The organism is Loktanella salsilacus (genome assembly GCF_900114485.1).
In the GTDB taxonomy this organism is placed as follows: Bacteria; Pseudomonadota; Alphaproteobacteria; order Rhodobacterales; family Rhodobacteraceae; genus Loktanella; species Loktanella salsilacus.
In genome coordinates, this window is the sequence record NZ_FOTF01000015.1 from 31,692 (window position 1) to 56,485 (window position 24,794).

Genomic DNA, 24,794 nt, shown 5'->3' on the forward strand with positions numbered 1-24,794 from the left:
CCCCGCAGGGCAACGCGTCAGCGCTGGTTCTGCGGCAGGCCGTCGGCGATTTCATAATAATCGCCTTTGTCCGCAACAAAAATATGTAGGCCTAGCTGGGTCTGGGTCGGTTGATCAAAAGCCCCCATCGCGACGGCAGTCTTGTCGCCCTGCAGCGGGTCCCAAAACAGATACGCCCCGCAGGTGCCGCAGAAACCGCGGCGCACTTTTTCCGATGACGCATACCAGTGCGGCGCGCCGCTCACGTGTAGCGCGCTGCGATCCACGTCGACAGAGGCCCAGTAGTGCCCCGATTGCTTGCGGCACTGGGTGCAGTGGCACGCATTGGGCGCGGGCAGGGGGCCTGCTACGGTAAAGCGCACCGCGCCGCAGTTGCAGCCGCCAGAGTGGGTCATGTCGGATCCCGCCATGTCATCCAAGTGATCATGCATTCGCTAACGTTCCCTGCCGCATCACGCCTTGGCTGGCCCCAACTGATAGGCCCCCTCTGGCAGATCCAGCGCAGCCCCAAGGTCACGCAATTGCGCCAGCGACAGTGTAATCGTGTGCACCGCATTCAGGCGCGGATCGAATTGGGACACGGTCACGCAATCCTCGAACGCGTTGATCGTCACGTCCTCTTGCCGGTGCGCAGCCGCATCGTCGATCAAGGTGACGACCGTCGCGTCGAATTCGTGTTCAATGGTAAACATAGGGCCAGCCTAGCGCGGCAGATCAGGCGCGAAAAGGGGCTCGTCTCTCGTAATCGTGCGCGGCGGCACCCGGGCGGGGCTGGCGCGGGCGCGCGGGGCTGATAGACAGGGCGCAACCCATTCGTATGCAAGGCTACCTATGTTTCGCCTGACTTTCGGTATCATTGTTGCGGCCAGCCTTGCCGGATGCGCCGTGTCACCAGACGCCCGCGCGCCGCAGCAGACCACGGCTAGCCCTGCACCCGTGGTTCCAGACGTGATGCCCGACACCATGCCCGCCGCTGTCGCCGCGGCAGAGCCGGACGCCCGCGCGTCAGTCCGTAGTCTGATTGCAGCAGTGGACGCGATAGAGCCGGTGGCAGAGGCGATGTGCCGTGACCGCTCGCCCACGCTGAACTGTGATTTCGAATTCGCGATCGATATGAATCCGAATGCCCAGCCGAACGCGTTCCAAACGCTTGATAAATCAGGCCGCCCGCTGATCGCCATGACCGTCGCCTTGCTGGCCGAGACGCGGAACGCGGACGAAATCGCCTTTATCCTGTCCCATGAGGCCGCCCACCATATCGAAGGTCACCTGGACCGCCAGCGCCGCAATGCCACCATCGGGGCAGCCATCATGGGACAGCTTGTCGGCCTGTCCGACGACCCGGCCGTGGGGCGCAAAGCGGCAGAGTTCGGCGCGGCCATCGGCGCGCGGACCTATTCCAAAGACTTCGAGCTTGAGGCCGACACGCTTGGCACCATCATCGCGGCGCAAGCGGGCTATAACCCGTTGCGCGGCGCGGATTTCTTTTTCCGCATACCCGATCCGGGCAATACATTCCTTGGCACGCACCCCGCCAATGCCGACCGCCTGCGCGTCGTGACGCGCACGGCTGCGCGGCTGGGGTTTACGAATTCTTAGGCCAGCGCTGCGACGCTCAGCCAGATGCCGCTAAAGAAACACACCGCCGCGGCCAGCACAAAACCGTGCCAGATCGCGGTAGAGTACTTCAAACCGTCCCACGTGTAGAACACAACGCCGACCGTATAGAGCAGCCCGCCGCTGGCCAGCAGCGCGAGCGCGGGCACGGGAAAGGTGCGGATCATCGCCGGGATCAGCAAGACCGCCAGCCAGCCCATCACCAGATACAGCGCCGGACCAAACCGCCCCGGCTCTTGCCAGAAAAATAGCTTGCGCGCGATGCCCCAGACCGCCAACGCCCAGACCAGGCCAAGGATGGCATAGGCAAATGGCGTGGCGATCATCGCTGCCAGCGGCGTAAAGGTGCCCGCGATTTTCAGATAAATCGCCGCGTGATCAATCCGGCGCAGGACGGGGCGCAGCGCCTCCCACGGGGTCAGGTGATAGAACGCCGATGCGGTAAAGGTTGCGATCATGGCCGCGCCGTAGACCGCCAGCGCGGGAATATCCCCCGCGCCGCGCATCATAGCCCAGACGATCAAAGCAATAGCGCCCAAGAGGGCAAAGGCGACGCCAAGCGTATGCATGGTGCCATCGGCGATCCGTTCGGACCGTGCGTAAACGGGGTATGCGGTTTTCGATCTGCTCATGCGCGCACCATACCCGCCCCGCTGCCCAACGCATCAATAACCTGCGGTCACATTGGCGTGAAACTTTTCCCGTGTCCGCGCCGTGGTTCAAACTACGTTCGCAGTTCATCCTGAACGACAGACCTTGATCGGAGTTCTCCCATGCGCCTTGCCGTCCTTGCCCTGACCCTTGCCCCCACCTTTGCCTTTGCCGCCGGATCGGCCGACACCGCCCCGCCCAAGCCCACCGCCACGACGCAGCAATGCTCCGAAGGGCTGGTCTATGATCTGGCCACCAAGACCTGCATGACGCCCGAGCAGTCCACTAACGACGACAGCGCCCGCATGAACGACGTGCGCGAGCTGGCTTATGATGGCCGCTACGCCGATGCTTTGCGCGTGCTGGACACGATGCAGGACCAGTCCAGCGACATGGCGATCACCTACCGCGGCTTTGCCACGCGCAAAGCTGGCGATATGGCGGGCGGCATGGCGTTCTATGAAACCGCACTTGCGGTGAACCCGGACAACCTGCTGACGCGGTCCTACATGGGCCAAGCGCTAGTGGAACAGGGCGACGTCGAACTGGCCCTCGCGCAGCTGACCGAAATCCGCATGCGCGGCGGACGCGGCACCTGGGCAGAGGCATCGCTGGCCAGCGCCGTCGCCACCGGCGTCACCTACAGCCACTAAGCCCGGACGCGACTTGCGGCAGGCCCCGGTCTGCCGCATCAAGGGCGCATGAAGATTATCCCCAACGCCCTGACCGACCGCGGGTCGAAATACGCCGTCTCCGGCGGGCCAGTGGCGTCCGTGGAAGAGGCGAAAGCCTTCGTCAAAACCCTGTGCCGCAATAAGAAATTCGCCAAAGCCACCCATAACACATGGGCGGTCCTATTGCCGGGCGGCCCCGTCAAAAACGACGACGGAGAGGCCGGTGCCGGCCTCGTCATCCTGCGCATGCTGGAACGCGAAGGGCTGCAGGGCCACATCATCGTCGTCACCCGCTGGTTCGGCGGGGTCCACTTGGGCGGAGATCGGTTTAGGCGGGTTCAGGACGCGGTGTGGATTTATTTGGGTGAGATGGGGGACGGCTGATCGTTCCCGGCAGGCGCGTCAGAAGCGCCCTCCCCATGGGGGAGGTCTGGGCGCTGCCCGGCAAAGCCGGGCTGGTACCTGCGCAAGTGCCTTGCAAGCGGTTCTAGGCTTGCAAAGCCCCCCACAAATCATAATCCCCAGCCTCATCCACAGTCACCTTCACCACATCGCCAACAGACAACCCTTCGGTGCCTTCGTCGATGAACAGGTTGCCGTCGATCTCTGGCGCGTCAGCCCAGGTGCGGCAGGTGGCGATGCCGTCTTCGTCGATGTCGTCGACAAGGACTTCCAGCGTGCGGCCGACCTTGGCCTCTAGCTTGGCGGCGGAAATGGCTTGGGCCTTTTCCATAAAGCGGTCCCAGCGGTCCTGTTTGACTTCGGGCGCGACGTGATCGGGCAGGGCGTTTGACCGCGCGCCTGCAACGTTTTCATATTGGAAACAGCCGACGCGGTCCAATTGCGCCTCGTCCAGCCAGTCCAGCAGGTGTTGGAACTCAGCCTCTGTCTCTCCCGGATAGCCAACGATAAAGGTCGACCGCAGGGTGATGTCGGGGCAGATCGCGCGCCACGCGGCGATCTCTTCCAGCGTTTTCGATCCGGCGGCAGGGCGCGCCATGCGGCGCAGCACGTCGGGGTGCGAATGCTGGAACGGGATATCCAGATAGGGCAGCACGCCGTTCGACGGGTCCGCCATCAGCGGGATCAGGTCGCGCACATGGGGGTAGGGATAGACGTAGTGCAGCCGCACCCAAGCGCCCAGGTTGCCAAGTTCCCGTGTCAGATCAAGGATATGGCTACGCACCTCGCCATCTTTCCACGGGTTCAGGTCATACTTGCGATCAAGGCCATAAGCGCTGGTGTCCTGAGAGATCACAAGCAGTTCCTTGACCCCTGCCTGCACCAGCTTTTCCGCCTCGCGCAGCACCGCATGGGCCGGGCGCGACGCCAGTTTGCCGCGCATGTCGGGGATGATGCAGAACTTGCACTTGTGGTTGCAGCCTTCGGAAATCTTAACGTAGCTGTAATGCCGCGGTGTCAGGCTGACGCCGCGGGCGGGCAGCAGGTCGATGAACGGATCGGGGCTAGGCGGCACCGCCAGATGCACGGCGTCTAGTACCTGTTCGTACTGCTGCGGGCCGGTGACGGCCAAAATCTTGGGGTGATGTTCGCGGATATAATCCGGCTCTGCGCCCAGACAGCCGGTCACGATGACCTTGCCGTTTTCCTTCAACGCCTCGCCGATCGCATCAAGGCTTTCGGCCTTCGCGCTATCCAAGAAGCCGCAGGTGTTCACGATCACCGCCTCTGCGCCGTGGTAATCGGCGCTGATCGCGTAGCCTTCGGCGCGCAGGCGCGTCAGGATGCGTTCGCTATCCACCAGCGCCTTTGGGCAGCCAAGGGACACCATGCCGATGGTCGGCTGGCCGGGGCGAGGGGCGTCCACAACGCGGGCGCGGGCAAGGTCGGGGCGAAGTTCTGGCGGGTTCTGGGTCATCCGCCCTTCTAGCGCGGGGCGCGCCGCGCGGAAAGGGGGCGCGGATCACTTAAAAGATGCCCAAGATGGACCGAAACGCCGTTCCGTGCGTTCATACGTCGCAACACGGATTAAAAGGCGCGCCGCTGCATGACAACTTTCCTACTCATCGCAATGTGGCTGGTGGTGGCCGTGGTCGTCGCGGCAACGCTGATCCCGTTTTCCAAGGTATCGCACGGCATGGTGCGGGGTGCGGATTTCCCGCGCCAACAGGTGCTTGGCATCGCCGTCGTATTGATCGTGGTGGCTGTGTGGTTCACGCCGCCCGGGTGGCGCTGGGTTGTCGGCCTGATGATTCCCTGCGTGCTGGCGCAGGCCTTCTACATCGGCCGCTACCTGCCGGTCTGGCACAAGCAATCCCTGCGCCCGCGCAAGCATGAACCCGTCGCGGACGACCGCAGTGTCAGCTTTTTGGCGGCGAATGTGAAAAAGTCGAACCGCGACTACGCCAAGCTGATTAACGTCGCGCGCCGCGTGCAGCCTGATATTCTGATGACGCTAGAGGTTGATCAAGACTGGATCGACGCGCTGGACGCCCTGACCGACATCTATCGGCACCGCCACGCCTATCCGCTGGATACCGGTTACGGCATGGCGATCTATAGCCGTATTCCGTTTGACGAAGCAGAGTTCAGAGAGAAAATCGTCGACGGCGTGCCATCGCTGCGGGCCAAGGTGCCGCTGGCGAACGGCTTGGCATTCCGGCTTTACGTCGTGCACCCCGAACCGCCCATCCCGCAGCAAGACACCGAAGGGCGCGACGCAGAGCTATCCTCGACCGCGATCGAGGCGCGCGATGATCCGTTGCCTGCCATTGTGTCAGGCGATTTGAACGACGTGGCATGGTCCATCACGACGCGCCGCTTTCAAGAGGTGTCTGGCCTGCTTGATCCGCGTGTTGGGCGCGGGTTCTACAACACCTTTAGCGCCACGATGCCGTGGATGCGCTGGCCGCTGGATCACCTGTTCCACGACGCCCAGTTTCGCCTGCTGGATATGCGACGCGAAGCGCATATCGGGTCGGACCACTTTCCGATGTATTTCAAGCTTTTGCTGACCCCGCTTGAGGCCGCAGAAGCCCGCCCCGAAGAGGCGACAGAAGAAGAGCTGGACGAGGTCGAAGACATGATCGACCGCGAAAAGAAAAACGACCGCGAGGCGATTGGGAGCGATTGGGAGGACGAGGACTAAGGCTTGGGATTAAGCCTTCGTCTGCATCCGCCGCGCTATGCCGAGCACAAGGCGATGCGGCATCAGCGGAATAATCCAATTGAGCGCAAAGCTCAGCAGGCCCTCGTTGATCACATGCAGCTTGCCCGCCACCATGCTGTCATAGCCAAAGGCTGCAACGCTGTGCGGCGTCTTACCGCCGCCTTTGACCAGCGCCGTGCCGCGCAGATCGGCGGTATCGGCGAACTCCGTCTCGACATAGCCGGGGGCCAGCACGGTCACGGTGACGCCGCTGGCGCGCAGCTCTTCTGCCAAGGCCAGCGAATAGCTGCGGACAAAGGCTTTGGTGGCGAAATAAACGTTCTGCATCGGTCCGGGCATCATGCCAGCGGTGGACCCGACATTCAGGATGCGCCCCGCACCGCGTTTGGCCATCTGGCCGCCGATGTCGTGGCACAGGGTCACCAGCGCTTTGACGTTCAGGTCGATCATCGACAGCTCTTTGCCCAGATCTCGGTCAACGTGGCTGCCTTGGCCGCCAAAACCTGCGTTGTTGATCAATACCTCAATCGGTTGCCCGCGCAGGCTGTCACATAGGTCTTGCACGGCCGCCGCATCGGTCAGGTCGGCGGCGATGACCTGCACGCTGACGCCGTGTGCGGTTTCCAGCTCTGCCTTTAGCGCATCCAGCTCGTCCTTGCGGCGGGCGACGATAATCATATCGCCGGCGCGCTGCGCATGAATGCGCGCAAATTCGCGGCCGATGCCAGACGACGCACCTGTGATCAAAGCCAGATTGGTCATACGTGGCACATCCTAAAATATGGGGGGGGGAAGGGGCCCGGTGCGCCGCCATCAGGCGCGCACCGGGGTCATCGTCCGTTTACCGGCGACGGTCACGGCGCGAGGACATGGGCTGGAACGCCACGCCAACATGCGCCTCGCAGTAGGGTTTGCCTTGCTGGCTGGGCAGGCCGCAGAACCAGAAATCAGGCGTTGCGGGATCGCCCACAGGCCATTTGCAAGTCTTCTCAGTCAGCTCCATCAGGCCGATCCGTTTGGCGGTTTTTTCCACCTCGTTGACCTTTGCCAGTGCCTCTGGCGAAATTTCGTTCGCGCTGGGCTGCGGCGGCAGGGGCTGGCCAGCCGGAATGATCGCCCGGCGCGCTGCGCTAATCGGGATACCATTCTCGTCCAGCTCTTCCACCTCGACCGCATCGGGGTCGGGCTTGGGCTTGCGGGCCGGGGTCGCCGACTCGGTGCGCATGTGCGGCTTGTCTTCGAAAGCCGATACCGGCTTATCGATCACAGCAGGCGCGACCTCGGTGGCGGGGACGACTGCGGTTGCAGGCTCTGCGCTCGCCGCACCCGCGCGGTTCGACAGGCCCAAGCGATGGACCTTGCCGATCACAGCGTTGCGGGTAACGCCGCCCAGTTCCTTGGCGATCTGGCTCGCCGACTGGCCTTCGCCCCACATCCGCTTCAGGGTCTCGACACGTTCGTCTGTCCAGGACATATGGCTTCCTTCGCTCTGACCCCATTCAAAGATGAGGCCTTGTCTAATCTCGTGATCCCCTATTCTAAGCATTGGGGCGCCGGAAGTGAAGGACCGCCCCACTAAAGATAAGGAAAGCCGCAATGTCCGACCAATCAGCCACACAGTCAGGCGCTAAATCAGCGCCAAAGTCAGCGATGGGCGTGCGCCGCTTTGGCCGCGTGAACTGGGAAGGCACCCGCACGCTGGCCCTGCGCGAAGTGCGCCGCTTTATGAACGTCTGGTCGCAGACCGTCATGGCCCCCCTGATTAACGCAGGCCTGCTGCTGATGATCTTTACCATCGCCATCGGCCCGCAACGCGGCGATGTGATGGGCGTGCCGTTCATGACCTTCCTTGCCCCCGGCATTTTGATCATGACCGTGATCCAGAACGCCTTTGCCAATACCTCCTCCAGCCTTGCCTCTGCCAAGGTCGGCGGCAATATCGTCGACACCCTGATGCCGCCGCTGTCCGCAGCAGAGCTGCTTTTCGGCTACCTTTTTGGCGCCGTCGCGCGCGGTCTGATCGTGGCAACGGTCATCGCGGCCGGTTCGTGGATATTCCTTGGCGTGCAGATACAGAACATCGGCTGGATGCTGACCTTTGTGCTGCTAGGGTCCATGTTCATGGGTGGCCTTGGCATGATCGCAGGCATTTTTGCCAATAAATTCGACCAGTTGTCCGCGATCTCGAACTTCCTGGTCACGCCGCTGTCGTTCCTGTCGGGTACCTTCTACAGCATCGACGCCTTGCCAGAGCCGCTGCGCATCGCGTCCCACGCCAACCCGTTCTTTTACATCATCGACGGTGTGCGCCGCGGCATGATCGGGGTGTCTGACAGCTCGCCGTGGCTCGGGCTGGTCGTTGTGCTGGCCGCCAATGTCGTCGTGCTGTCGGTCGTCTGGCGCTGGCTGGATAAGGGCTACCGCCTTAAGGCGTAAACAGACTTCCCTAAAGTCACATCATCAGCTAACAGGGGCGCATGGATAACCGTGCGCCCCTTTTCGTTCGACGCCGACGCTAACAGCGTCCGTCTTTGCACGTTCCATTCTTCCCCCCCATTATCGTTGACCCGGCGTCCCCTTGCGGGCATCAATCGGGCTTCACGTTTGTCATAAGGGCCGATCCCATGATCCCGACCGTTCTGCCGACCTATAACCGCGCACCGCTTGCCTTCGAAAAAGGGTCGGGCGCGTGGCTCACCACAACAGACGGCCGCCGCTTTCTGGACTTCGGCGCAGGCATCGCGGTGAACAGCCTCGGCCACGCCAACCCCGCCCTGATCAAGGCGCTGACGGATCAGGCAGGCGCTGTGTGGCACGTGTCCAACCTTTATCAGATCCCTGCGCAGCAGGCGCTGGCCGACAAACTGGTAGAACACACCTTCGCCGACACAGTCTTCTTCACCAATTCAGGGACAGAGGCGTGCGAGCTTGCGGTCAAAATGGCGCGCAAGCATTTCTATGACGCAGGCCAGCCGGACCGGACCGACATCATCACCTTCTCCGGCAGCTTCCATGGCCGCTCCTCGGCCGGTATCGCAGCCGCCGGGTCGGAAAAGATGACCAAAGGCTTCGGCCCCTTGCTGCCCGGTTTCGTGCATCTGGACTTCGGCGACCATGACGCGCTGCGCGAGGCGGTAAAGTCCCCCACAGTCGCCGCGATCATGATCGAGCCTGTGCAAGGCGAAGGCGGCATCCGCCCCGTGCCCGACCAATGCCTGAAAGGTCTGCGCGATCTGGCGGACGAACACGGCATCCTGCTGATCTTTGACGAGGTGCAGTGCGGCGTCGGCCGGACCGGCAAGCTTTTCGCCCACGAATGGTCCGGCATCACGCCCGACATCATGATGGTCGCAAAAGGCATCGGCGGCGGCTTCCCCCTTGGCGCTGTGCTGGCCACCGAACGCGCCGCGAACGGCATGACCGCTGGCACGCACGGCTCGACCTATGGCGGCAACCCGCTGGGCTGCGCTGTCGGAAATGCCGTCATGGACATCATCGCCGACCCCGCCTTTCTGGCCGAAGTGAACCGCAAGGCCGCGCTCTTGCGCCAAAAACTCGAAGGCCTCACCGCGGCCCATCCGGGTGTCTTCACCGGCGTGCGTGGCTCCGGCCTGATGCTGGGCTTGATGTGCAAAGCCACCAACACCGATATCGTCAAGGCAGGCTATGACGCCGGCATCCTGACCGTTCCGGCCGCCGACAACGTGATCCGCCTGCTGCCCCCCCTTAACCTGACCGACGACGACATCGCCGCCGCCGCAGACCTTCTCGACAAAGCGGCATCCACGATCTGATTTCACCTTGCCAAATAAACTCCACGGGGGGTCCGGGGGGCGTGAAGCCCACCGGTCCAACGCCCGCAAGAAAGCCCAAACTATGACCCATTTCCTCGACATCCACACCACACCCACTGCCGATCTGCGCGCCATCATCGACGATGCGCGCCGCATGAAAGACGCCCGCGCCGGCCTGCCCAAAGGCACCCCTGATACAGAGCAGCCTTTGGCAAACCACATGGTCGCGTTGATTTTTGAGAAGCCCTCGACCCGGACCCGCGTCAGCTTTGACGTCGGTGTGCGTCAGATGGGCGGGCAGACGATGGTGCTGTCGGGGGCTGACATGCAGCTGGGCCATGGGGAGACCATCGCCGACACGGCCCGCGTGCTGTCGCGCTATGTCGACATGATCATGATCCGCACGTTCGAGGAAGCAACCCTGCACGAGATGGCCGAACACGCCACCGTGCCAGTCATCAACGGGCTTACCAACCGCACCCACCCTTGCCAGATCATGGCCGATATCATGACATTCGAGGAACATCGCGGCCCGATCAAAGGACGCAAAGTCGTCTGGTCCGGCGATGGCAACAACGTCTTTGCCAGCTTCGCCCACGCGGCCAAGCAGTTCGACTTTGACCTCGTATTTTCCGGCCCGCCGCCGCTTGATCCCGAACGCGCCCTCGATGGGCTCTATACGATCGAACGTGACCCGCAAAAGGCCGTGCAAGGCGCGGACCTTGTGGTCACCGATACTTGGGTCAGCATGCACGATCCCCAATCCGCGCGTGAACGGCGTCACAATCAGCTGCGCGGTTATCAGGTCACGGAAACGCTGATGGGGCAGGCAAACAAGGACGCCTTGTTCATGCATTGCTTGCCGGCGCACCGGGATGACGAAGTCACCAGCGCTGTGATGGACGGCCCACATTCCGTCATTTTCGACGAGGCAGAGAACCGCCTGCACGCCCAAAAGGCCGTCATGCGGTATTGCTTGAAATAACCGTTGCGTTTCGGTTCGCGCCGCGCCCAATGTGGCGCGCGGCGCGGACTGATCCGGCCGCACTGCAGGATCGGACAGCACCATGTATTCTATCGTTATTCCTGCGCTGCAACGCAGCCTCACCGCCCTCGCGCGGATCCTGACCAAGGCAGAGGCGCATTGCACCGATCACAAGATCGCACCCGATGTCCTGCTGGCCGCGCGGCTGTTTCCCGACATGCTGCCCCTGTCGCGCCAAGTGCAACTGACCTGCGACTTTGCGACCCGCATGAACGCCCGCCTGACCGGGGCCACCGTGCCAAACCATCCCGACACGGAAACCACTTTTGCGCAGCTCAAAGCGCGCATCGCGACCGTGCAGGCCGAACTGGCCAATGCGACCCCGGACGGCTTCAAAGACGCCGCCACCCGGTCCATCACCTTTAAGGCTGGCCCGTCAGAGATGACGCTCTCTGGCCAGGACTACTACGCCCATTTCGCGCTGCCCCAGTTCTATTTTCACATGAGCATGGCCTACGCGATCCTGCGCCACAGCGGTGTGGTCTTGGGCAAACGCGACTACATGGCCGCGCCAGAGGCGTAGCCCAATGACCGCCACGGCCCTGCTGTTGATCGACCTGCAACACGCCTTTGCCATGCGCACCGCAGCCGGTGTGCCCCGGTCCAATCCGGGGGCAGAGGCTGCGATCGCCCGCCTTGTGTCGCAGGCCCGCGCGCGGGGCGTGGCGGTCATGCATGTCCATCACGACGACCCTAATCCAGCCTCCGCTTTTCGCGCAGACCAGCCGGGCGGTCAGCCGCTGCCCTGCGCCGCGCCCTTGCCGGGCGAGCCGGTGTTTTTCAAAACCGGATCATCAGGTTTCAGCGGTACCGGGTTATCCACCGCTTTGCAGGACATAGGCATCACGCGGCTGATCGTGGCAGGGGCCGCGATTGACTATTGCGTGTCATCAACCGTGCGCGCGGCGTCCGATCTGGGATTTGCTGTTGATCTGGTGACAGACGCGGTGTTCGGCTTTGCCGCCACGGGCCCGGACGGCGCTGTGCACGACCCTGACATTGTGCTGTCGGTCACGCTTGCCGCGCTCGGCGCGGATTTTGCGCGCCTTGTCACCGCTGATACGGTGGTCTGGCCAGCGGCGTAAGGCACGCGCGCAGCGCGATCAGATGGCGCGCAGCGCCTTCACATAACCCTTTTCCGTCAGCAGCTTTGCTGCCTTGGCCAAGCTGACCCAACGCCGCTCGCGCCGCTTGTATTCGGGGAACTTGCGCACCAGCTGGCGCACCTTCACGCCGTAAACGCGGACGCGGGCAGGGATTTCTTCGCCGCTGTCAAAGCGCTTTACGCCGTCAAATTTGGCAATCGGCTTAGGCGTCACGCGTCCCTCGCGTACGCCAGCCTCTTCCCATGCTTCTTGCAGCGCGGCATCGCCGTCGCTTAGCCCGTCAATCGGCCAACCTTTGGGCAAAATCCAACGCCCCCGAGAGCTGGTGACAAGCAATACCTCGCGGCCTTTTGCCCCTTTGCGGTGGCAAAGGGCGGCAACTTGAACCCGTGGTTCTGGCGTGACGATGACGTGGTCTTCAAATTTTTCAGTTATGGACATACTCGGTACTCAATACGAAAATCGTTTTTTATCTATGAATAACATAGGTCAATGCAGCGGAATCGCAACACATCCTGCATTTTCAGGGTCACTGCGCTTGCAATTGCGTGATTTTTGTCATGTTCCGCGCGGTTTTGCCCGCAAAGTAGGATCAGCTTGTGTCGGATCCTCTGGCCAAGGGTGGCGCGGATATCGCCCGCGCATGTCGCGGCGCACGTCAGCATAGCTGCTGGCCCAAAAACCGGGAATGTCCTGCGTGACCTGCACGGGCTTTTGCCCGGGCGACAACAGCACGACGCGCAGCGGGGTGTCGCCGACCATTGGATGCGCGGTTTGCCCGAACATTTCCTGAATGCGCAGCGTAATTTGCGGCGCATCCCCGCTGTAATCAATCGCGATTCGCCGCCCCAAAGGTGTCGTGAAATGCCCCGGTGCCGCCCGGTCCAGCCGCTGCATCTGGTCCCAGTCCAGCACGCCGCGCAGCGCGTCCAGCAGATCAAACCGCCCCCAATCCGCGGCAGAGCGCACGCCCCCCAGATGTGGCGGCAGCCAGTCCTGCACCGTGTCCAACAACGCCTCTTCGCGCATATCCGGCAGGCCGGGCACCAGGGCGACGCGGGCCAGAAACAGCTGCGCAGCCTTGCCCGGACGCAGACCAAGCTGGCGCACGCCGTCCAGCATCGCCAACGCCACGGCATCTTGCGGCGCATCAGTCCAGCGCCGGGCGTCCAGCACCAGCGCGCCAAAGCGTTCCTGCCGTTCCGTCACAACGCGTGCGTCGCGCCGATCCCAGCGGCACACGTCATGCCATGCAATGGCATCCGCGTGCACGGCCCGCAGGTCCGCCAGCCCGATCACAGCGGCCTGCCTGATCTTGGCCTCGCGCGGGTTGCCGTCCGTATCGGTCACGACCAACATGCGCTGCCCGGCCAGCGGATCAGCCGCATCCAGCATCGCCCCCTTGCCGCCCGACAGCAAATAGCGCGGATCATCCCCCGCCCGGCGCAGCGCAACGCGGTCGGGATAGGCCAGCGCAGCCATCTGACCAAGGCTCAGCGCGGGCCCCTGCGGCAACCCTTTGGCCAGCCGCTTTGCCTCTGCCCGGATCTGCGCAAGGGCAGGGGCATGCACTGTGGCCGCCGTTGCATCGCCGCGCATCGCCGCCACCCGCAGCGCCAAATCACTGCCCGCTCCGCGCAATGGATCACGCGCCTCTAGTAGCGCTGCTAAGGGGGCCGCCTGCGCGCCAGCCCGCGCGAGCATATGCCCCAGCCGGGGATGCACAGGCAGCAACGCCAGCTTGCGTCCATGCGTGGTGATGCCACCCCGCGCGTCCAAGGCACCAAGATCGCAGAGCAAGGCGCGGGCCTCGGCCAGCGCCACCTCTGGCGGGGGCGTCAAGAACGCCAGATCATCGCTGCCCCACAGCGCCAATTCCAGCGCGAGCGCGGTCAGGTCAGCTCTCACGATCTCTGGCGGTGCAAAGGCGGGCAGGGCCCCGTCCTCGCCCTTGGTCCACATGCGATAGGCCGTGCCGGGGGCGACGCGGCCCGCGCGGCCGGCGCGTTGGTCGGCCTCGGCGCGGCTGACCCGTTCCGTCACAAGCCGCGCCATGCCGCTGCCCGGATCAAATCGCGCCCGCCGCGCCCGGCCCGCATCCACAACAACCCGCACGTCTTGGATCGTCAGTGCCGTTTCGGCGATCGCCGTCGACAGCACGATCTTGCGCCCTTGTTGCACGGGCGCAATCGCAGCGCGCTGCGCGGCAAAGGGCAGCGCACCGTATAGCGGCCTGACCGCGCAGCCATCAGGCAAACGACCCTTCAAGGCCCCTTCGACCGCGCGGATTTCACCCTCTCCGGGCAAAAACACGAGAACACCGCCAGAGGTCTGCGGCACGATCTGCATCAGATGATCTGCCACCGCCTCGGCCAGGCGCGCACGCGGCGGCAAGGCACGGTCCAGATATTGGACCTCGACCGGAAAGGCGCGGCCTTCGGACGTCACGATGGGGGCGCCGTCCAGCATTGCCGCAACGGGTGCAGCGTCCAGCGTTGCCGACATGACCACCAAGGCCAGATCGGGGCGCAACGCGCCGCGTGCTTCCCAAACAAGGGCAAGCCCCAGATCAGCATGCAAGGACCGTTCGTGAAATTCGTCAAAGATGACAGTGCCAACACCGCGCAGCTCTGGGTCCGTTTGCACCATCCGGGTCAAGATACCCTCGGTCACCACAAGAATACGGCAGTCTGGCCCAACGCTCGATTCGCCGCGCATGCGGTATCCCACGCGGCCGCCGACGTCTTCGCCCAGTTGCTGCGCAAGCCGCTCTGCCGCGGCCCGCACCGCCAAACGGCGCGGCTCTAGCATGATGATCTGCCCGGCAAAGCCCGCCTCTAGCAGCGCCAGCGGTACTCGGCTGGTCTTGCCCGCCCCCGGCGGCGCCTGCAGCACGACACGGCCATGACCGCGCAACGCGGACACGACATCCCCTAGCACGTCGTCAATCGGCAGCATGTCCGTCATCAGGCATCCCTTTTCATCTGGCCCGGTAAACTCCCGCCGGAGGCCTCATGCCGCAGGCATGACAAACACCCCGCCGCAGGCCCAAATCATCCAGCAATGCAAAAGGCCCGGCGCTTGCGCGACCGGGCCTTTCGTCAACTCTTCAAAGCAGGTGCTTACGCAGTAGCGGCAGCAGCAGTCGCCTTGGCGATATCTTTTTTGACCTTCAGCGCGTCGGGCGACAGTTCAGCGTCCTTGGCTTTTTTCATGAAGGCGTCCAGACCACCGCGGTGATCGACAGTCCGCAGCGCCGCATTCGAGATGCGGAACTTGAACGAGCGACCCAGCAGGTCGGACATCAGTGTGACGTCCTGCAGGTTCGGCAGGAACCGGCGGCGGGTGTGGTTTTTGGCGTGGGACACGTTGTTGCCCGACATCGGGCCTTTTCCGGTCAGATCGCAGCGGCGCGACATGGGCATCATCCTTCGTGGCTTGGCGGGGACCATTATGGTCCGGGCCGTCTTAGGGGACAGGTCCTGATGGACCGTCCGATTGGTTGAAACACCCCCGCACTGGGGGCCGTGAATTCAGTTAGCAGCGCCTACGCAGAATCCCTGTCCTCGTCAACCCCGTCCTGTGCGGCATCCACCATATTCGCGGCACTTTGCCGTGCAATGCTGGACCAAACCGGGTGCCGGGCTGCGCTGGCGTGCTGCAATCCGCGCCAATAGGCAGGGTTGCTGGCGCGGGCGCTGCGGTGCGTGGATAGCACTTGGCCCGCCCCGCGCGCGGGGTCAAGTGCCAGCGCCTGGATTAGGCCGGCCCGCTGCACGCCGCGCAGGATTCGGGTGCAGGGATGGCCGCCGCCAGGCAGGCGCACCAGCGCCACGCGGGGAAATAACACCTGCAGCATGCGCGCATGGGTCAGATCAGCAAGGTTGAACGGATCAAGCAGGATGTGGCCGCGCAAGCTGCCGTCAAAGATGGCCGTCAAATCGCCAAGCGCCGGATCAAAGCGGCGGGCCTCGCGGCGGTAGCGGGTCTCGAACGGAACCAACTGCGGCGCGATCGACACCTGAGGCGAGACGGCGACGACATGCGACAGGCCCAGCACCTGTGAAAAGCGGAACGCGCCAAACCCGCCCATGGAATAGCCGATCGCCTGCGCAGCTGTATAATTCTTGCGCAGATCGCGGCAGACAGATTCGAGCGCCGCCGTATCCGCATTTATAAACCAGTCATTGTCGCGCGTGGCGATCATCAGCTGGTCAAATCCCGCCTTGGCAAACTGCTCTGACGGCACCACGGGACCGAATCCATCCCGGTCCAGCCGCCGATAATCAAAGGTCACCATCAATCGGTCCGCGCCGCGCTGGACCAGATCAGCGCGCAGATGCTCGCCGTCCAGCAGGCGCGTGATTTTAGCGGGCTCCGTCATGCGCCGCGCAAGGGGGCAAGGGCCGCGCGGGCGGCGACGGCGGGGGTCATCTCGCCGCGGGCGACGGCGTCTTCTAGCGTCGTCATGCGCGCGCGCAGGTCAGGGTCACGGGTCAGTAGCGCCATGACTTCAGCCCGCAAGTCTTCGGTAAACCAGTGGCGGGCCTGATCGGCGCGGGTGCTGGCAAAGATGCCTGTCTCTTGCCGCCAGTGCGCCAGCGTTTCCATCCGGTCCCACGCGGTCTGCAACCCCGTGCTGTCCAGCGCCGACACGGTCATAGCCAGCGGATAGCCTTCCATATCTTGTGGCCGCTTGCGCAGCAGGCGCAGCGCGCCCGCGTAATCGGCGCAGGTGCGCATGGCTTGCGGTTTTAGCTCTCCATCTGCTTTGTTCACAAGGATCATGTCGGCCATTTCCATGATCCCGCGCTTGACGCCCTGCAGCTCGTCCCCGCCAGCAGGCGCAAGCAGCAGCACGAACAGATCCGCCATCTGGGCGACGACCGTCTCCGACTGCCCGACGCCCACGGTTTCGATCAGCACCACGTCAAAGCCAGCCGCCTCGCACAGGCGTACGGCATCGCGGGTCCGGCGGGCCACGCCGCCAAGCTGCGTCTGGCTGGGGGACGGGCGGATAAAGGCCGCAGGATCGCGGCTCAGATGCTCCATCCGGGTTTTGTCACCCAAGATTGACCCGCCAGAGCGGGCAGAGGAGGGGTCCACCGCCAACACCGCAACCCGCAAGCCCCGCGCCGTCAGCATCAGGCCAAAGGTTTCGATGAACGTCGATTTGCCAACACCCGGCGTGCCCGACAGACCAATCCGCAGCGCCTGCCTGTCCGTGCCAAGCTGGTCCAGCAGATCCAAGGCAAGGCTACGATGATCGTCCCGACCGCTTTCGACCAAAGTGATCGCACGGGCGAGGGCGCGCCGGTCGCCGGCGCGGATTTGCTCAGTCAGAAGGGGAATATCGAACCGCATGCACCCTACATATCGGGCCTGCGGTCTGTGTCCAGCATATGTCTTGGCTGGCCAGGGTCAGACAGCTTGCCCCTTGCAGGGTCAAGGTGGAGGCTCTGCCTCCACACCTCCGAGGTATTTTTGACCAGAAGAAGGGGGGCGTTAGCGGCAGCTACGCTCGGCCTGGCCGGTAAATTTGCGGTAACGGGTCCAGAAGGCTTCGTGCGTGCTGGAGTCCGACTGGCGGATATCCTGCGCCTTTTGCGGGTCTTCGAAAAAGGTCGAAGCCAGTTTCTGGTCGCGGTTGGTCAGGGTGCCGTTTGCTGTCTTTTGGACGCACGAACACAAGGCCGAATTCGCCGCAGACCGGCCAGAGGCCATGCAAGCTTTGCCCATCTCGCCGCGCACGCCAGCGCCGCAAGAGTTAAGTGTCACGAGGGCGAGGCCCAGAAAAATAATACGCATGAAATGTGCCTGTCTTATCTGACGCGCCCGGTTTGCCCAGTGTCATCGTCCTTACTGCCGTATCGCCATATTGGCGGAAAAACGCCTGCATTGCAATTCGCAATGACCATGACGCCGCCAAGAAAATACCGCATTCGCCGCTCACTCAGTCGTAAAAGGCATAGGTGGGACATGTTGCGGATTTCAAAGTTCATTCTGGCGCTGTGTCTTGTCGCGGGCGGTGCGCAGGCGGACCCGGCAGCCGAGCAGGTGCGCCGCGATGCTTATGCAGGCGATGTCGATGCGGTCGAAGCCGCGTTTGCACAGGCGCACAAGGATCACAGCGCAGGTGTGCTGCCACTGGATGACCTGCGCAGCTTGGTCAGCGTTCTGAACACTACCCATCCTGATTTGATCGCTTTTCAATCGCAGTGGCTGACAGCCTATCCTGCGTCGCCCTATGCGCTGACCTTGCGGGCAAACGGCTATTTTGATGCGGCATTTAGGGCGCGCGGCCATGAATTTAGCAATCGGACCCACCCTGACGCGCTGCAGGCTTTTCACGATCTGGGCGAGGCGGCGACGCAGATGGCGCTGCAAGCGTATGACATCGCGCCTGACTATGTTCCCGCAGCGGACACTTTGCTGTCGTTGCAAAATGTGACGCACCCTCTGGATGACGCTGCGAAGTTTGCCTTGACGGCTGATGTGATGCAGTTCGCGCCCAATTTGGGCACGCTGCAACGTGCGCTGAGCAGCGCAGAGGAGAAGTGGGGTGGGGCGGGCCTGCCAGAGATCAAACGCTACTGCGACGCCTTTGCTGACCTGATTCCAACAGAGCCGGGGTTTACCACCGACGTTTGTATCGCCCGGATCGTCGGTTGGAATGCCCGCACAGGGCCGGAAATTGAGGCGGCCCGGAAGTTGGCCGAGACAACGGGTCACGTCAATCTTGGCGGCCTGCGGCGGCAACTGGCGCTTGAACGGCGAAGCCCTGCGGACCGCGCCGTGCTGGAGGCCTATTTGCTGCGGCGCGGGAATGACGATTGGTGGACAGCGAGCCAGTTTGCACAGTCCTTTGACGTGACGCCAAATATCGACAACGCACTACGGACAATCGACTGGCTGGCCTTGTCGCGAAGGCGCGATGGGTTGCGGCACGATCCCTTTAACGCCGGCGTTATCGACTTTTTGCTCAATCAGGCCTGGTCCACCCGTCCCGGCAAGGCGGGTCATCCTGTGTTAACGGACGGCACCCGGCGCATCTTGCGCAAACGGCTGACCCTGGCGCATCCGTTTGACGCCGCGGTCTGGTTTGAAACCGGACAGTATATGTTCGTGGACAGCGATGACGACGCGCCGTTCGTCCCCTATTTCGAAAATGCGATCTACTACAGCCAGCACGATGCTGGCATTCTGCAACAGGTCATGATCATGACACTGCGTGCGCTGCAAACGGAGGATTGGCTATCGGGTGCGACCGGCGATGCCGCCCCCGCCATCACCCGCGATGCGGCGCAGCTTTGCCCCGTCATCCGGCTGTCGCGCGTCTTCGAAGCAGTGTGCGCCAACGCCCTTTATGGCACCTGCGAGGATATGTCAGAGGCCTATCCCATGGCTGCGATTAAGGCGGCTGTCACATCAAACAACCTGTGCCAGCACGAACGCACGGCCGCGGTTCAGGATTTGCTGTACGCACCCGTGACAATCCCGGCGGGCGACATCCTGTCCGGCATTGCCAACCGGGGCGAAGCTGTGGACCCGAACGGTTTCGCGCTGGCCCCCTAGACGCACCGCGCGCCCTTGAAAAGCGGCGCGGCCCACCGGGATATTTGCCCGCTGGCAGAGGGCGGCCACCCTATTCGCGGCCAAATGTCCGCGCCCGTGTCATCGTGCCCGACAGCCCTTGCAAAATCGCGGCTGACCCGCCATTGACAGGGGCTAATTTCAGACCTTTTGGGGCCGCGCCATGACCGATCTTTCGCACATCCGCAATTTCTCGATCGTGGCACACATTGACCACGGGAAATCCACGCTGGCTGACCGCCTGATCCAGTCCACCGGCACCGTCGCCGACCGGGACATGAAGGCACAGATGCTGGACTCTATGGATATCGAGCGTGAGCGCGGTATCACCATCAAAGCGCAGACCGTGCGGATCGACTACAAGGCCGACAACGGCGAGATGTATGTCCTGAACCTGATCGACACCCCCGGTCACGTCGACTTTGCCTACGAGGTCTCCCGCTCCATGCGCGCGGTCGAAGGCTCGCTTTTGGTCGTCGACAGCACCCAAGGGGTCGAGGCGCAGACGCTGGCCAACGTGTATCACGCGCTGGACGCTGACCACGAAATCGTGCCGGTCCTGAACAAGATCGACCTGCCAGCGTCCGAATGTGACCGCGTCGCCGCCCAGATCGAAGACGTCATCGGCATCGACGCATCCCAAGCGATCCGCGTCAGCGCCAAAACCGGCGTCGGCATCAAGGAAACGCTAGAGGCCGTCGTTCACCGCCTGCCGGCGCCCAAGGGCGACCGCGATGCGCCGCTCAAGGCGATGCTGGTCGATTCTTGGTACGACAGCTATCTGGGCGTCGTCGTGCTGGTGCGCATCATCGACGGTGTGCTGAAACTCAAGGACCGCGTGCGGTTCATGTCCAACGACACCGTCCACCTGATTGACCGCCTTGGCGTGTTCAAACCCGGCATGCTGCCGATGGACCAGCTTGGCCCCGGCGAAATCGGCTTCTTTACCGCCCAGATCAAAGAGGTCCGCGACACCCGCGTCGGCGACACGATCACCAGCGAACGCAAAGGCGCGACGCAGGCGCTGCCGGGCTTCAAGCCTGCCCAGCCCGTCGTGTTCTGTGGCCTGTTCCCCGTCGATTCGTCCGAATTCGAGGATCTGCGCAACGCCATCGACAAACTGGCGCTGAACGACGCCTCTTTCAGCTTCGAGATGGAAACCTCCGCCGCGCTTGGCTTTGGTTTCCGCTGCGGTTTCCTTGGCCTGCTGCACCTTGAAGTCATCCGCGACCGGATCGAGCGGGAATACAACATCGACCTGATCACCACCGCGCCATCGGTGGTTTACCACATCTTTATGAAGGACGGGACGCAGCAGGACCTGCACAACCCCGCCGACATGCCCGACCTGACCTTTGTCGACCATATCGAAGAACCGCGGATCAAGGCGACGATCCTTGTGCCCGACGAATACCTTGGCGACGTGCTGAAGCTGTGCCAAGACCGCCGCGGCGTGCAGCTAGACCTGACCTATGCGGGCAGCCGCGCGATGGTCGTCTATGATCTGCCCCTGAACGAGGTGGTGTTCGACTTCTACGACCGCCTGAAATCCGTGACCAAGGGCTATGCGTCCTTTGACTACAACCTGACCGGTTACCAAGAGGATAACTTGGTCAAGATGTCGCTGCTGGTGAACGATGAACCCGTCGACGCGCTGTCGATGATGGTTCACCGCGACCGGGCCGAAATGCGCGGCCGCGCCATGGTCGAAAAGCTAAAAGAGCTGATCCCCCGCCACATGTTCAAAATCCCGATCCAAGCGGCCATCGGCGGCAAAGTCATCGCCCGCGAAACCCTGTCCGCCCTGCGCAAAGACGTGACGGCCAAATGCTACGGCGGCGACGCCACGCGCAAACGCAAGCTGCTGGACAAGCAGAAGGCGGGTAAGAAGAAGATGCGCCAATTCGGTAGCGTGAACATTCCGCAGGAAGCGTTTATTTCGGCGTTGAAGATGGATAGCTAATCATGACAAAATCGCTTGTAGATCAAGTTGCATTGGCCAAAAGATCAGTCAATACAGATTCTCTTTCCTTTTCGCTTAATGAATTTGTCGGGATGTATGAGGCAGGTGAGATAAATATCCACCCAGCGTTTCAGCGGACGTTTCGTTGGGGCGTGAAGCAACAATCTAATTTGATAGAATCACTACTGATAGGTGTGCCGCTTCCTTCGATATTCGTTTTTGAAAATCCGAATGGAATATGGGAGTTGGTAGACGGATTGCAGCGGTCTTCTACAATTTTTAAGTTTTTGGGCGTATTAAAGGACGCGGTAACTGGTGGAATGCAGCCTCCATCAGCTCTGGTAGGCACGAAGTATTTGGACGGGCTAGAAGGATTGGTCTGGAAGAAGAGTGCCGATGTGGAGAATTTAGATATTGATTCTCAAAATGAAATGGACCCTACTCTTCAATTGTTTCTAAAGCGTTGTCGTATAAATGTAGAGGTGTTGAAGCAGCCTAGCGATCCTGCTACAAAATTCGACCTTTTTCAAAGGTTGAATAGGGGCGGTTCAGTTGCAAATGATCAAGAGGTTAGAACTTGTACTGTTGTGATGAAGTCCCCTGATCATGCTGAGAAAATTGTCGAACTAGCAGCTAGTTCAGCATTTCTTGCTATTTGCCAGCTCTCAGATGATGATATAAAGAAGCAGAAGGACGTAGAGTACGCAACAAGACTAATCTGCCATACCTATTACGATTTGACTGGTCGTGAGGATTTAAATGAATTCCTTGACCGGGCCATCCTTCAGGCGCTTGATGATTTTAGCGTACATGCAATAGCAGGCGATGCAGCCGCTGCTGCTCAACTTGTAATGGATGCTTGTGGGGAGAACGCTTTAATATCACCAAGCGCATCGAGGCGGGTTTTAACAATGCAGGGCTTAGAGGTAGTCTTGGTTGGAGTTGCACGAAATTATGCTAGTATCGCCGAACGGCCAGATCCTGTTGCTTATGTAAAGAAGCGTGTTGATGAGTTTTGGACGTCAAGTGATAGCTCGACAATTACTAGTTCAGGTATGCGCGCTACTGACCGTTTGTCTCGAACTATTCCGTTAGGTGCCTCTTGGTTCTCAAAAGGGTAATATGTCTTTTGATTTTGAAACGGAACTGGCGACTGAGCGAGTGCGCCGCGTTCGGGAGCTGTCAAATGCTAGGCTATTGTTTATAGATGCCAGTAACTCACTAAAAGTGGCGGCGTCTCATGGTTTGATAGTCTTGTGTTATGCCCATTGGGAAGGTTATTATAATTTTTGCACAAGGGTTTACGTAAGATATATTAACTCACTTGGGGTTCGAATATTAGACATAAATCCAGCACTTCTGGCCTGCGAAATCGATCCTTTTCTTGATTCCTTGCGATCAAAAGACTTTAAAGTTCAGCATCGACCTAAGTTTGCTCGAGATGTTTACTCGAAAGTTGAAACTAGAAAACTTCTTGGAAATTTAAAACTTCTTTCTGCTGCGTCCAATCTTGATTTTGAAAGATTAAAGTTATGTGCGGCGACTCTGGACCTAGACTTGTCAGATTTGCTGCGACATGAGAACTTTATTAAGCACGAGTTGGTTAAATGGCGACATCAAGTGGCACACGGTGATGTTCCTGAGCTTGATGAAGTTGATTTCTTGGATCACACCTCAAAAACTGAGAATTTGCTATTGCTGCTTAAAACTGTTTTTGAGGACAGATTGCTTTCATATGAGTCCTCTGTTTCGGAAGCACATAATGCTGGATTAGAAGTATGACCTGCCCCCTCTGCGCGACCCCCAATACCCCGCTCGTCCCCACACCTGTCCCCGGCGGCCCGGCGGACGCGTCCGTGGACCTCTGCGGGATTTGTATCGACCAGCATGATAGCCCGACGAACCCGGATCACTTCCGCAGCCTTGCCACCACCATGTGGTCCGAAGACCCTGCCGTGCAGGTCCTCGCCTTTCGCACGCTGCAAAAGATCGACGCGCCTTGGGCGGATGATCTGCTGGGGCAGCTGTACCTTGACGACGACACCCGCGCTTGGGCCGAAAACGTCGCCGCAGACAGCCAGCACAAGGACGCGAACGGCGTCACGCTAAACACCGGCGACACGGTCACGCTGATCAAGGACCTGACCGTCAAGGGCGCGGGCTTTACCGCCAAGCGCGGCACGGCGGTGCGGCGGATATCCCTTGTCGCGGACAATCCCGCCCATATCGAAGGCCGGGTTGAAGGCCAGCGCATCGTGATCCTCACTGAATTCGTCAAGAAGTCCTGACACCGCTTCACATCCGCGCCAAACCCGTCATTCTGCCGCCAAAGCATCAACGGGAGAGACGACATGAAACTGGCATTCCTTGGACTGGGCGTGATGGGCTATCCGATGGCCGGACATCTGGCCAAAACCCACGACGTCACGGTCTATAACCGCACGGCCGCCAAGGCGCAGGCCTGGGTCGATCAGCACGGCGGCGCAATGGCGGACACGCCAGAGGCCGCGGCAAACGGCGCGGATATCGTGCTGGCCTGCGTCGGCAACGACGACGACCTGCGCAGCGTGACGACGGGGCAGGGCGGCGCATTCGCGGGCATGAAGCCCGGCGCGATCTTCGTCGACCACACCACCGTCAGCGCGCAGGTCACGGCCGAACTTTACGCGGCCGCCAAAGCCGCAGGCCTGCACTTTGTCGATGCCCCCGTCAGCGGCGGGCAGGCGGGCGCGGAAAACGGCCAGCTGTCGATCATGTGCGGCGGCGACCAAGACGCTTACGCCAGCGCCGAACCCGTCATGCAGGTCTATGCCAAGCTATGCCGCCGCATCGGTGACAGCGGCGCAGGCCAGATGACCAAAATGTGCAACCAGATCGCCATCGCCGGCCTTGTCCAAGGCCTGTCAGAGGCGCTGCACTTTGCCCAAAAGGCGGGCCTAGATGGCGAAGCCGTGGTCGAGGTGATCAGCCAAGGTGCCGCCGGATCGTGGCAAATGGCGAACCGCTATCAGACTATGCTGGGCGACAAATGGGACCACGGTTTCGCCGTCGACTGGATGCGCAAAGACCTTGGGATTTGCCTTGCCGCCGCTGACGCAAACGGCGCAAGCCTGCCCGTCACCGCACTGGTCGATCAGTTTTACAAAGATGTGCAAAAACTGGGCGGCGGCCGCTGGGATACCTCTAGCCTGCTGAAACGTCTGCAGGCGATGGGCTAAATT

The 24,794-nt window shown here is 61.6% G+C and carries 27 protein-coding genes; 15 read left to right on the forward strand and 12 right to left on the reverse strand.

The window, feature by feature from the left end; translation table 11 throughout:
* Window positions 1-17 precede the first annotated feature (17 nt).
* Entirely contained in the window at window positions 18-431 is a 414-nt protein-coding gene (locus BM131_RS13595) for a GFA family protein (protein ID WP_245754250.1), read from the reverse strand.
* 21 nt (window positions 432-452) lie between these two features.
* Entirely contained in the window at window positions 453-692 is a 240-nt protein-coding gene (locus BM131_RS13600; protein WP_090190346.1) for a hypothetical protein, read from the reverse strand.
* Between the two features lie 139 nt (window positions 693-831).
* Here BM131_RS13600 and BM131_RS13605 point away from each other — a divergent pair, with 139 nt between their 5' ends.
* Complete coding sequence (locus BM131_RS13605) at window positions 832-1,599, forward strand: M48 family metalloprotease (RefSeq protein ID WP_090190348.1); 768 nt, start codon at window positions 832-834, stop codon at window positions 1,597-1,599.
* On the opposite strand, the gene trhA is transcribed toward BM131_RS13605, so the two are convergent.
* Entirely contained in the window at window positions 1,596-2,249 is a 654-nt protein-coding gene (gene trhA, locus BM131_RS13610) for a PAQR family membrane homeostasis protein TrhA (protein WP_090190350.1), read from the reverse strand. The two genes, BM131_RS13605 and trhA, sit on opposite strands and share 4 nt — an antisense overlap.
* 141 nt (window positions 2,250-2,390) lie before the next feature.
* Here trhA and BM131_RS13615 point away from each other — a divergent pair, with 141 nt between their 5' ends.
* Window positions 2,391-2,921, forward strand: a complete 531-nt coding sequence (locus BM131_RS13615; protein ID WP_090190352.1) for a tetratricopeptide repeat protein — start codon at window positions 2,391-2,393, stop codon at window positions 2,919-2,921.
* A 48-nt stretch (window positions 2,922-2,969) separates the two neighbouring features.
* Complete coding sequence (locus BM131_RS13620; RefSeq protein WP_090190354.1) at window positions 2,970-3,326, forward strand: YigZ family protein; 357 nt, start codon at window positions 2,970-2,972, stop codon at window positions 3,324-3,326.
* Between the two features lie 103 nt (window positions 3,327-3,429).
* Here the strand turns inward: BM131_RS13620 and rimO are convergent, their stop codons facing one another.
* On the reverse strand, window positions 3,430-4,821 hold the full coding sequence (gene rimO / locus BM131_RS13625) for a 30S ribosomal protein S12 methylthiotransferase RimO (protein ID WP_090190363.1): 1,392 nt from the start codon (window positions 4,819-4,821) through the stop codon (window positions 3,430-3,432).
* A gap of 129 nt (window positions 4,822-4,950) precedes the next feature.
* Between rimO and BM131_RS13630 the strand changes: the two genes are divergently transcribed.
* The gene (locus tag BM131_RS13630) at window positions 4,951-6,051 is read left to right on the forward strand and encodes an endonuclease/exonuclease/phosphatase family protein (RefSeq protein ID WP_090190364.1); all 1,101 of its coding nucleotides are present in this window, start codon (window positions 4,951-4,953) and stop codon (window positions 6,049-6,051) included.
* A gap of 9 nt (window positions 6,052-6,060) precedes the next feature.
* On the opposite strand, the gene BM131_RS13635 is transcribed toward BM131_RS13630, so the two are convergent.
* A complete protein-coding gene (locus tag BM131_RS13635; RefSeq protein ID WP_090190365.1) occupies window positions 6,061-6,834 on the reverse strand; it encodes an SDR family NAD(P)-dependent oxidoreductase in 774 nt (257 codons plus the stop codon).
* Window positions 6,835-6,913: 79 nt separating this feature from the next.
* Window positions 6,914-7,546: a GcrA family cell cycle regulator gene (locus tag BM131_RS13640; protein ID WP_090190366.1), complete on the reverse strand. Its 633-nt coding sequence runs from the start codon at window positions 7,544-7,546 to the stop codon at window positions 6,914-6,916.
* Window positions 7,547-7,668: 122 nt separating this feature from the next.
* Between BM131_RS13640 and BM131_RS13645 the strand changes: the two genes are divergently transcribed.
* From BM131_RS13645 to BM131_RS13665, 5 genes are all read left to right on the forward strand, one after another.
* Entirely contained in the window at window positions 7,669-8,508 is an 840-nt protein-coding gene (locus BM131_RS13645; protein ID WP_245754251.1) for an ABC transporter permease, read from the forward strand.
* Window positions 8,509-8,696: 188 nt separating this feature from the next.
* Window positions 8,697-9,866 (forward strand): aspartate aminotransferase family protein, encoded by a 1,170-nt coding sequence (locus BM131_RS13650; protein ID WP_090190367.1) that lies wholly within the window; start codon window positions 8,697-8,699, stop codon window positions 9,864-9,866.
* An 82-nt stretch (window positions 9,867-9,948) separates the two neighbouring features.
* Complete coding sequence (gene argF / locus BM131_RS13655; RefSeq protein ID WP_090190368.1) at window positions 9,949-10,851, forward strand: ornithine carbamoyltransferase; 903 nt, start codon at window positions 9,949-9,951, stop codon at window positions 10,849-10,851.
* Window positions 10,852-10,933: 82 nt separating this feature from the next.
* Complete coding sequence (locus BM131_RS13660) at window positions 10,934-11,434, forward strand: DUF1993 domain-containing protein (RefSeq protein WP_090190369.1); 501 nt, start codon at window positions 10,934-10,936, stop codon at window positions 11,432-11,434.
* Window positions 11,435-11,438: 4 nt separating this feature from the next.
* Complete coding sequence (locus BM131_RS13665; RefSeq protein WP_090190370.1) at window positions 11,439-11,996, forward strand: isochorismatase family protein; 558 nt, start codon at window positions 11,439-11,441, stop codon at window positions 11,994-11,996.
* 18 nt (window positions 11,997-12,014) lie between these two features.
* Here the strand turns inward: BM131_RS13665 and BM131_RS13670 are convergent, their stop codons facing one another.
* The 6 genes from BM131_RS13670 to BM131_RS13695 form a co-directional block, all read right to left on the reverse strand.
* Complete coding sequence (locus BM131_RS13670) at window positions 12,015-12,458, reverse strand: NUDIX hydrolase (RefSeq protein ID WP_090190371.1); 444 nt, start codon at window positions 12,456-12,458, stop codon at window positions 12,015-12,017.
* A 117-nt stretch (window positions 12,459-12,575) separates the two neighbouring features.
* A complete protein-coding gene (gene hrpB / locus BM131_RS13675; protein WP_090190372.1) occupies window positions 12,576-14,984 on the reverse strand; it encodes an ATP-dependent helicase HrpB in 2,409 nt (802 codons plus the stop codon).
* A 155-nt stretch (window positions 14,985-15,139) separates the two neighbouring features.
* Entirely contained in the window at window positions 15,140-15,436 is a 297-nt protein-coding gene (gene rpmB, locus BM131_RS13680; protein ID WP_090190373.1) for a 50S ribosomal protein L28, read from the reverse strand.
* A 128-nt stretch (window positions 15,437-15,564) separates the two neighbouring features.
* A complete protein-coding gene (locus BM131_RS13685; protein ID WP_090190374.1) occupies window positions 15,565-16,401 on the reverse strand; it encodes a hypothetical protein in 837 nt (278 codons plus the stop codon).
* Window positions 16,398-17,381, reverse strand: coding sequence for a methylmalonyl Co-A mutase-associated GTPase MeaB (gene meaB / locus BM131_RS13690; RefSeq protein WP_090190375.1), 984 nt, complete (start codon window positions 17,379-17,381; stop codon window positions 16,398-16,400). Before meaB ends, BM131_RS13685 begins: the two co-directional genes overlap by 4 nt.
* A 141-nt stretch (window positions 17,382-17,522) precedes the next feature.
* Complete coding sequence (locus tag BM131_RS13695; RefSeq protein ID WP_090190376.1) at window positions 17,523-17,825, reverse strand: arginine transporter; 303 nt, start codon at window positions 17,823-17,825, stop codon at window positions 17,523-17,525.
* 171 nt (window positions 17,826-17,996) lie between these two features.
* Here BM131_RS13695 and BM131_RS13700 point away from each other — a divergent pair, with 171 nt between their 5' ends.
* The 6 genes from BM131_RS13700 to BM131_RS13720 all read left to right on the forward strand — a co-directional run bounded on the left by BM131_RS13700 (window position 17,997) and on the right by BM131_RS13720 (window position 24,791).
* Window positions 17,997-19,592 carry a DUF4034 domain-containing protein gene (locus BM131_RS13700; protein WP_175499342.1) on the forward strand — a complete coding sequence of 532 codons (1,596 nt, stop codon included), beginning with the start codon at window positions 17,997-17,999 and terminating at the stop codon, window positions 19,590-19,592.
* Window positions 19,593-19,773: 181 nt separating this feature from the next.
* Entirely contained in the window at window positions 19,774-21,573 is a 1,800-nt protein-coding gene (gene lepA, locus BM131_RS13705) for a translation elongation factor 4 (RefSeq protein WP_090190378.1), read from the forward strand.
* 2 nt (window positions 21,574-21,575) lie between these two features.
* On the forward strand, window positions 21,576-22,694 hold the full coding sequence (locus tag BM131_RS13710) for a DUF262 domain-containing protein (protein ID WP_090190379.1): 1,119 nt from the start codon (window positions 21,576-21,578) through the stop codon (window positions 22,692-22,694).
* 1 nt (window position 22,695) lies between these two features.
* Window positions 22,696-23,355: an MAE_28990/MAE_18760 family HEPN-like nuclease gene (locus tag BM131_RS19990; protein WP_139222631.1), complete on the forward strand. Its 660-nt coding sequence runs from the start codon at window positions 22,696-22,698 to the stop codon at window positions 23,353-23,355.
* Entirely contained in the window at window positions 23,352-23,861 is a 510-nt protein-coding gene (locus BM131_RS13715) for an alkylphosphonate utilization protein (RefSeq protein WP_090190380.1), read from the forward strand. The genes BM131_RS19990 and BM131_RS13715 overlap by 4 nt, the downstream gene beginning before the upstream one ends.
* A gap of 63 nt (window positions 23,862-23,924) precedes the next feature.
* A complete protein-coding gene (locus tag BM131_RS13720; protein ID WP_090190382.1) occupies window positions 23,925-24,791 on the forward strand; it encodes an NAD(P)-dependent oxidoreductase in 867 nt (288 codons plus the stop codon).
* Window positions 24,792-24,794: the final 3 nt, after the last annotated feature.

Bases quoted from the DNA above. Each gene is read 5' to 3' on its own strand.
- BM131_RS13630 (WP_090190364.1), top strand. From the start codon at position 4,951: ATGACAACTTTCCTACTCATCGCAATGTGGCTGGTGGTGGCCGTGGTC.
- BM131_RS13710 (WP_090190379.1), top strand. From the start codon at position 21,576: ATGACAAAATCGCTTGTAGATCAAGTTGCATTGGCCAAAAGATCAGTC.
- BM131_RS13640 (WP_090190366.1), bottom strand. From the start codon at position 7,546: ATGTCCTGGACAGACGAACGTGTCGAGACCCTGAAGCGGATGTGGGGC.
- argF (WP_090190368.1), top strand. From the start codon at position 9,949: ATGACCCATTTCCTCGACATCCACACCACACCCACTGCCGATCTGCGC.
- meaB (WP_090190375.1), bottom strand. From the start codon at position 17,381: ATGCGGTTCGATATTCCCCTTCTGACTGAGCAAATCCGCGCCGGCGAC.
- rimO (WP_090190363.1), bottom strand. From the start codon at position 4,821: ATGACCCAGAACCCGCCAGAACTTCGCCCCGACCTTGCCCGCGCCCGC.
- BM131_RS13635 (WP_090190365.1), bottom strand. From the start codon at position 6,834: ATGACCAATCTGGCTTTGATCACAGGTGCGTCGTCTGGCATCGGCCGC.
- BM131_RS13600 (WP_090190346.1), bottom strand. From the start codon at position 692: ATGTTTACCATTGAACACGAATTCGACGCGACGGTCGTCACCTTGATC.
- BM131_RS13605 (WP_090190348.1), top strand. From the start codon at position 832: ATGTTTCGCCTGACTTTCGGTATCATTGTTGCGGCCAGCCTTGCCGGA.
- BM131_RS13650 (WP_090190367.1), top strand. From the start codon at position 8,697: ATGATCCCGACCGTTCTGCCGACCTATAACCGCGCACCGCTTGCCTTC.
- BM131_RS13685 (WP_090190374.1), bottom strand. From the start codon at position 16,401: ATGACGGAGCCCGCTAAAATCACGCGCCTGCTGGACGGCGAGCATCTG.
- lepA (WP_090190378.1), top strand. From the start codon at position 19,774: ATGACCGATCTTTCGCACATCCGCAATTTCTCGATCGTGGCACACATT.
- BM131_RS13615 (WP_090190352.1), top strand. From the start codon at position 2,391: ATGCGCCTTGCCGTCCTTGCCCTGACCCTTGCCCCCACCTTTGCCTTT.
- BM131_RS13595 (WP_245754250.1), bottom strand. From the start codon at position 431: ATGCATGATCACTTGGATGACATGGCGGGATCCGACATGACCCACTCT.
- BM131_RS13660 (WP_090190369.1), top strand. From the start codon at position 10,934: ATGTATTCTATCGTTATTCCTGCGCTGCAACGCAGCCTCACCGCCCTC.
- rpmB (WP_090190373.1), bottom strand. From the start codon at position 15,436: ATGTCGCGCCGCTGCGATCTGACCGGAAAAGGCCCGATGTCGGGCAAC.
- BM131_RS13620 (WP_090190354.1), top strand. From the start codon at position 2,970: ATGAAGATTATCCCCAACGCCCTGACCGACCGCGGGTCGAAATACGCC.
- hrpB (WP_090190372.1), bottom strand. From the start codon at position 14,984: ATGACGGACATGCTGCCGATTGACGACGTGCTAGGGGATGTCGTGTCC.
- trhA (WP_090190350.1), bottom strand. From the start codon at position 2,249: ATGAGCAGATCGAAAACCGCATACCCCGTTTACGCACGGTCCGAACGG.
- BM131_RS13700 (WP_175499342.1), top strand. From the start codon at position 17,997: ATGTTGCGGATTTCAAAGTTCATTCTGGCGCTGTGTCTTGTCGCGGGC.
- BM131_RS13645 (WP_245754251.1), top strand. From the start codon at position 7,669: ATGTCCGACCAATCAGCCACACAGTCAGGCGCTAAATCAGCGCCAAAG.
- BM131_RS13665 (WP_090190370.1), top strand. From the start codon at position 11,439: ATGACCGCCACGGCCCTGCTGTTGATCGACCTGCAACACGCCTTTGCC.
- BM131_RS13720 (WP_090190382.1), top strand. From the start codon at position 23,925: ATGAAACTGGCATTCCTTGGACTGGGCGTGATGGGCTATCCGATGGCC.
- BM131_RS13715 (WP_090190380.1), top strand. From the start codon at position 23,352: ATGACCTGCCCCCTCTGCGCGACCCCCAATACCCCGCTCGTCCCCACA.
- BM131_RS13695 (WP_090190376.1), bottom strand. From the start codon at position 17,825: ATGCGTATTATTTTTCTGGGCCTCGCCCTCGTGACACTTAACTCTTGC.
- BM131_RS13670 (WP_090190371.1), bottom strand. From the start codon at position 12,458: ATGTCCATAACTGAAAAATTTGAAGACCACGTCATCGTCACGCCAGAA.
- BM131_RS19990 (WP_139222631.1), top strand. From the start codon at position 22,696: ATGTCTTTTGATTTTGAAACGGAACTGGCGACTGAGCGAGTGCGCCGC.